The organism is Streptomyces sp. NRRL F-5650 (assembly GCF_000721365.1).
Taxonomy (GTDB): Bacteria; Actinomycetota; Actinomycetes; order Streptomycetales; family Streptomycetaceae; genus Streptomyces; species Streptomyces ardesiacus.
Window position 1 is genome coordinate 1 of record NZ_JOGV01000159.1, and the last position, 442, is coordinate 442.

Here is a 442-nt window from a genome sequence, read left to right on the forward strand (position 1 = left end):
GAGAAGAGGACGAAGAGGGTGAGGGGGTGGTCGCGGGTGAGTTCGTGGAGGTGCCAGGCGGCGTCGGTCTTGGGGCGCAGGACGGTGGTGAGGCGGTCGGGGGTGAGGGCGGTGAGGATGCCGTCGTCGAGGACGCCGGCGGTGTGGACGACGCCGGTGAGGGGGTGGGTGTCGGGTATGGAGCGGATCAGGTGGTCGAGGGCGGTGCGGTCGGCGGTGTCGCAGGCGGCGATGCGTACGGTGGCGCCGAGTTCGGTGAGTTCGGCGGTGAGCCGGTCGGCTCCGGGGGCGTCGGGGCCGCGTCGTCCGGCCAGGAGCAGGTGGCGGACGCCGTGGTCGGTGACCAGGTGCCGGGCGAAGAGGGCGCCCAGGGCGCCGGTGCCGCCGGTGATCAGGACCGTGCCCTGCGGATCGGGCACCGGACGGCCCCCGACCGCGTCCG

General features: G+C 74.7%; 1 protein-coding gene. It reads right to left on the bottom strand.

Annotated features, from left to right (window positions below; genetic code table 11):
- Positions 1-442: SDR family NAD(P)-dependent oxidoreductase (locus IG88_RS39890; protein ID WP_158854251.1), on the bottom strand; the 442-nt coding region annotated here is incomplete at both ends.